This is a genomic window from Niastella sp. (genome assembly GCF_045805085.1).
Classification (GTDB): Bacteria; Bacteroidota; Bacteroidia; order Chitinophagales; family Chitinophagaceae; genus Niastella.
The window spans coordinates 1-5,560 of sequence record NZ_JBJMLX010000510.1; the positions used below are offsets into that span (position 1 = coordinate 1).

The following is a 5,560-nucleotide window of genomic DNA, read 5'->3' on the forward strand; positions in this document are numbered from 1 at the left end:
CTCGAAAGAATACGCATACGCCATGAAGTGGCTATTACCTTTACCAGACAGTGCAATCCTGCTACAGGTATTCCACCCATGTTATTAATGACCTTTGTAGAGAATATCTTTAAACATGGAATCGATAAATCCATCACCGGAAACGAGGTGAGTATTTCGCTGATACAATCCGATGAGCACCTGGTATTCCAGACAGTGAACCTGCTGCACGCTCATCAAACTGATGCAGATAATCGCGGGTTTGGGATTACGAATCTGCAAAAGCGGCTTTCATTATTGTTTGGCAATAACTTCGAGTTAAGAACCTGGCCAGCTGGAAAATATTATCATGCTTTTTTAAAAATTCCCATCCCATGAGTGTACGCTGCATTATCGTAGACGATGAGCCCAATGCCGTTAACCTGCTGGAAATATTGATTCAGCAAACCACTCAATGGCAATTGTTGGCCAAATGTTATGATGCCCTGGAAGCCCTGGCTATTCTGAAAACACAGGAAGTGGATATTGTTTTTCTGGATATTAATATGCCTCATCTTAGCGGTATGGAATTGGCCGGGTTACTGCCGGCCAATACACAAATTGTTTTTACTACAGCCTATTCGGAATATGCTGCCGATAGTTACGGGTATCCAACGCTCGATTACCTGATGAAACCTATTACCCTCAAACGCTTTTATGCAGCCGTACAAAAAATAGAAACACATTTTGCCAGAAAGGACGGCGACCGGCCACTTTCTCCTCCTTTGACAGAAGAGTATTTTTTTATTAAATCAGGTAAAACATTACATAAGGTGCTGCTGAAAGATATCCTGTATTTTGAAGGGGAAAAAGAATATGTACGGCTGGTGGCTTCGACCGGGCAGTTGTTGATATACCGCCGGATGAAAGAGATAGAAGAACAACTTACCGCACCTTTTATAAGGGTGCATCACTCGTACATTGTAAATATAGGCCGGCTTGATAAAATTCAGGATAACCATATTTTTATAGGCGGCAGGCAGATATCTGTGAGTGATAAGTTCAGGAATCAGTTCATGGAAGCCGTTCGGCTGCGAACTTTTTAATTTGGCTTATTTGCTATTTAGGATTTATCTGCCTGAAATTCTCCGATAATCATTTGATTTTCAAATAAGTTCCGAGTTTATTATATTTGTATAGCAAATATTAGATATTCTATACTTCGATCATGAATGAGTTAACCATCATATCAGAGACCTTAGGGGGATTGCAGAATTTATCAAAAAAAGAAACGATTTTCCTGGATGATGTGCCAAGACAGCTTAAGACTGATCTGCAGAACTTTATTATTGGTGAAACACTTACTATGCGAGAGGGAAAACTGGTCGTTGGAAATAACTTATATAAAAAGTGGTTATTGAAATTGAATACAAAAGGATTTGATTATGAAATAGATTGGAAACAATGAGTATTGCTAAGAAATTTAAGCTTCTTGATACGCTTAAAGATAAGATAGATGAATTGAAGCCTGTAAAGGATTGGGATGATGCATTCTTTAGAAAAGTAAAATTTGAATTTACTTATACCTCCAATAAATTAGAAGGAAATACACTCACCTACGGTCAGACAATTAAATTGCTTCGGGATTTTGTAACTCCCAAAGATGCTACGAAGGGCGAAGTGTTAGATATGGTCAATCATCAGAAGATACTGGATAGTATTTTTATCAACTACAGATCACAGGAAATTGCCGAAGAGAATATTAAAGAGCTTCATAGAGAGCTTATGAAGGATAGGGCTCAATGGGCAGATGACGGTCTTTACAGACCTGGTCAGTACAAGGAGTTTGAGAACATGACAGTCAGAGCTTCAGGAAAAATTCATACTTACCTACTGCCTAATCAGGTTACCAAAGGAATGGAAGAGCTTATTGTAGTTACAAATGATTTATTGAAAAGGGCAGATACAACTGATATGGATCTACATCCCCTAACAATTGCAACTTATTTCCATCAACAGTTTTTAAATGTAATACACCCGTTTAGTGATGGCAATGGCAGGATTGGTAGAATTTTTACAAATCTGATATTACTGAAAAACGGATATCCACCTGTTTTTATCAAAGAGGTTAATAAAGAAGAATATTTGAAGCGCTTTGAACTTTCTGATAATGATATATATCCAATGTTGGATTTTATGTCGGATAGGTTGATTGAGAGTTTGGAGGAGAAGTGGGAGTTTATGAAGGGGCAGAAATAGCAATGTTAAGATCAAAGAACAATATTATGGGTAAATCAACAGCCGACCAACATCTATCTAGCGTCATAAAATGCAAAAGGCTCACTTTCGTGAAGCCTTTCCTTGTAGCGGGATCGGGCGAAATATTTAACCGATTAATTCAAGATTTAATTGCTTAGCAGTCAAGCTTTCAAAATGGAAGACGGCGAGTTGGTAAAACCTTTTTAATCAGAAACGCCTTTAGCAACGACTTTGATTTTTCTGTTACGGGGCTTTTTAAGTTTAGTTTTTTCAGATTCGATATGAGCATAATACTATCTAATTAAAACAACAGCACCTCGCACTACCTGCTGGCTTCCATCTTCTAAACGAATAGTTATTGTGTAGGCATAAGTTCCAGCCGCTACAGACATACCATTGCAGGTACCATTCCATCCAAAAGCCGGGTCGCCGGGCTCTACATTATGTTGCTGAAATATTTTTTGTCCCCACCTGTTATAAATTGAAAAATCACTTATCCGGCTGCCGACCTGTCCCCCTTTAATATAAAAAATATCATTTTTGCCATCTCCATTGGGTGTAAAAGCATTGGGAATTCCCAGTTTTGTAGACACCTGTACACTGATTTCTCCACTCGCTTTACAACCATCTGCTGTTGACACCTGTAAAGTATATACGATGCTCGTTACAGGAGAAGCGATCGGGTTGGCAATGGAGGTATCTGAAAGTGCCATACCAGGACTCCACTGGTATTGAGCTACTTTCCCACTCACTACCGGATGCAGCGTTATCGTTTCTCCGGCTGATATATAAATGGTTTGTGCTTCAACATGAGGAGTTGGATATACAACCACTGAAATATCGTTGGATAAAAAAGGTTCACAACCATTGGTATTGGTAGTTATGCATCTGATTACATCTCCGTTAGCCAGGTTGCTGCTCATATAGGAAGAGCTATTGCTACCTGTTATGGTACCGTTAACCTGCCATTGATATACTGGTGTAGCTCCGGTAGTGGGCACTGTAGCTGTAAAGCTAACAGGTATACCCGAACAAATAGTAGTAGCAGAAGATGTAATACTTACAGGTATGGGCGTACCACTGTTTACTGTTAAAACAATGGCATTGGAATTTGCCGTAGTGGTAGTAATACAATTTGCATTGCTTGTCATTATACAGGTTACAGCATCTTTATCAACCAGGGTATTAGTGGTAAATAGATTGCCGGTAACGCCGGTATTAATGCCATTTACCTGCCATTCAAATAAAGGCGTTGAACCTCCATTCACCGGCCGGGCAGTAAACGTAACAGGACTTCCAGCACAAGAGATAGTAGTAGAGGCGACAATGCTTACAGCCGGTGTAACCGGAGGTTGTACGGTTATGGTGATACTGTTGGAAGTAGCCATTGAACGTACGGCACATTGCGCGTTACTGGTAAGTATACAGGTAACAATAGACCCATTAGCCAAGCCAGATGCCGTATAAACGGGGTTATTGGCGCCCACATTTACTCCATTTACTTGCCATTGATAAGAAGGCGAGGTGCCTTCATTTGTTACCGAAGCATTGAATGTAGCAGGTGTACATACGTCTATCGTAGTAGCTGATGTACCTATATTAATCGTTGGCGTAACCGAAGGATAAATGTTTATTGCGTTGGTGGAAACAGTACACCCATTGTTATCTGTAACGGTTGCAGAATAGGTACCGGCTACAGTCGGAGTGTAATTTTTATTTATAGGCTGCTGTGACCATAACTGCACACGGGTATTACTGCCATCGGCGATATAAATATTGCCATTCACATCTACCCACACATTGGTAGGCGAAGTTAACTGATTGGCTGCGGAACCGTATCCGTTTCCTCCTGCTACGGTTGTACCGCTGTTAGCACCGGCTGCCCATTTTTGAACGCGATGACCATCAGTTACATATACATTTCCGTCTGCATCTACAAATACCCCCCAGGGATTTTGCAATTGATTGGCTGCGGAACCGTATCCGTTTCCTCCTGCTACTGTTACACCACTGGTAGCACCGGGCGCCCATTTCTGAACGCGATTATTACCCATGTCAGTGATATATAAATTCCCGGTTCCATCTATAAATATGCCTTGTGGTGAGTTAAACTGGTTAGCACCGGAACCGAGACCATTGCCTCCAGCTACTGTTACACCACTCGTAGCTCCAGGTGCCCATTTTTGTATACGATGATTAAATCTATCGGCTACATATACATTTCCAGTGGCATCAACAAATACACCGCCAGGCAAATTCAATTGGTTTGCATTGGAACCAGGGCCATTTCCACCTGCTACTGTTACGCCAGTCGTAGCGCCGGGCGCCCATTTTTGTACCCGGGAATTATTAAAATCGGTTACATATATATTTCCACCAACATCCACGTATACACTCCAGGGCTCTGAAAACTGATTGGCAGCAGATCCGCGCCCGTTTCCTCCTGCAACCGTTACAGGCGTTGTGCTACCTGCTGCAAATTTTAGGATCCGGCTACTGGCCGGATCAGTTACATACATATTTCCACCGGGATCAACATATAAACCATAAAAAGCTCCGCCGAAGGGATTAGGAAAAGTCACTCCATTACCAGCCACTGTTTTGCCAGCGGTCACAGGGGTGGCTGTTACTGTGCTCACAGCATTGCTTCCATTGTGCCACACAATTTTCGATAGATCATTGGTAGTTGTAACATTCAGTGTGGCACCAAGGCAATTACCTGTAGTATTTAGATTTACGGTAAATGGGCATTGGGAATAAATTGCAGTGGTGAAAAATAACAATACAGGGAGGGCAAATCTTTTCATGGAATTTTTCATTCAACCTTACTAATTGAATGGGGTTTAGGGGAAAAAGATAAATATAATTATTGGGGTGTGCAAATACGGCTAAAATTTCATACAAAAATCGGGCGAAGGAGGTCATTATGGATCAAAATTGTTGGGGGATTAAAAGGAATAATTATTGGCATTCCGCTTTTAATGGCCCCCAATTCTTTATCAAAGCTTTGGGCTTTCATAAGCGCTGCCTCTTCAGGAAGGTAAGAACGAGTATTGGTTGAAAATGCCAAGGTGTATCATGTACGTGTAAGCTAGCAAGGCATTGACATGCAACCTGCTTATATGCCTGAAAGTCAAATCATTTCTTTTAAAGCAACCTGTATTGAATTAAATAAAATGTCAGGATCGTTTAACGCAACGGGCTTCCGATTAAACGAAACGGTCATCGCGTTTAACGCAACGGCCTTCCGGTTAAACGCAACGGCCGTCCGGTTAAACGCAAACGGCTTTTAATTAAATCGAAAGGCAACTCCGTTTAACGCAAACGGCTTCCGATTAAACGA

At 41.2% G+C, this 5,560-nt stretch carries 4 protein-coding genes and 1 pseudogene; 4 read left to right on the forward strand and 1 reads right to left on the reverse strand.

Going from position 1 to position 5,560, the window contains the following annotated elements:
• The 4 genes and pseudogenes from ACJ751_RS26665 to ACJ751_RS26680 all read left to right on the forward strand — a co-directional run.
• Positions 1-357, forward strand: a pseudogene (locus tag ACJ751_RS26665) (hypothetical protein); the annotation flags it as partial.
• Positions 354-1,064 (forward strand): LytR/AlgR family response regulator transcription factor, encoded by a 711-nt coding sequence (locus ACJ751_RS26670; protein WP_407748588.1) that lies wholly within the window; start codon positions 354-356, stop codon positions 1,062-1,064. The pseudogene ACJ751_RS26665 and the gene ACJ751_RS26670, both read left to right, overlap by 4 nt.
• A gap of 122 nt (positions 1,065-1,186) precedes the next feature.
• Positions 1,187-1,426, forward strand: a complete 240-nt coding sequence (locus tag ACJ751_RS26675; protein ID WP_407748589.1) for a hypothetical protein — start codon at positions 1,187-1,189, stop codon at positions 1,424-1,426.
• Positions 1,423-2,217, forward strand: a complete 795-nt coding sequence (locus ACJ751_RS26680; protein WP_407748590.1) for a Fic family protein — start codon at positions 1,423-1,425, stop codon at positions 2,215-2,217. Before ACJ751_RS26675 ends, ACJ751_RS26680 begins: the two co-directional genes overlap by 4 nt.
• 293 nt (positions 2,218-2,510) lie before the next feature.
• Here the strand turns inward: ACJ751_RS26680 and ACJ751_RS26685 are convergent, their stop codons facing one another.
• On the reverse strand, positions 2,511-5,024 hold the full coding sequence (locus tag ACJ751_RS26685; protein ID WP_407748591.1) for a gliding motility-associated C-terminal domain-containing protein: 2,514 nt from the start codon (positions 5,022-5,024) through the stop codon (positions 2,511-2,513).
• Positions 5,025-5,560 lie beyond the last annotated feature (536 nt).

Coding starts and splice junctions, on each gene's coding strand:
- ACJ751_RS26670 (WP_407748588.1), top strand. CDS start 354: ATGAGTGTACGCTGCATTATCGTAGACGATGAGCCCAATGCCGTTAAC.
- ACJ751_RS26675 (WP_407748589.1), top strand. CDS start 1,187: ATGAATGAGTTAACCATCATATCAGAGACCTTAGGGGGATTGCAGAAT.
- ACJ751_RS26680 (WP_407748590.1), top strand. CDS start 1,423: ATGAGTATTGCTAAGAAATTTAAGCTTCTTGATACGCTTAAAGATAAG.
- ACJ751_RS26685 (WP_407748591.1), bottom strand. CDS start 5,024: ATGAAAAGATTTGCCCTCCCTGTATTGTTATTTTTCACCACTGCAATT.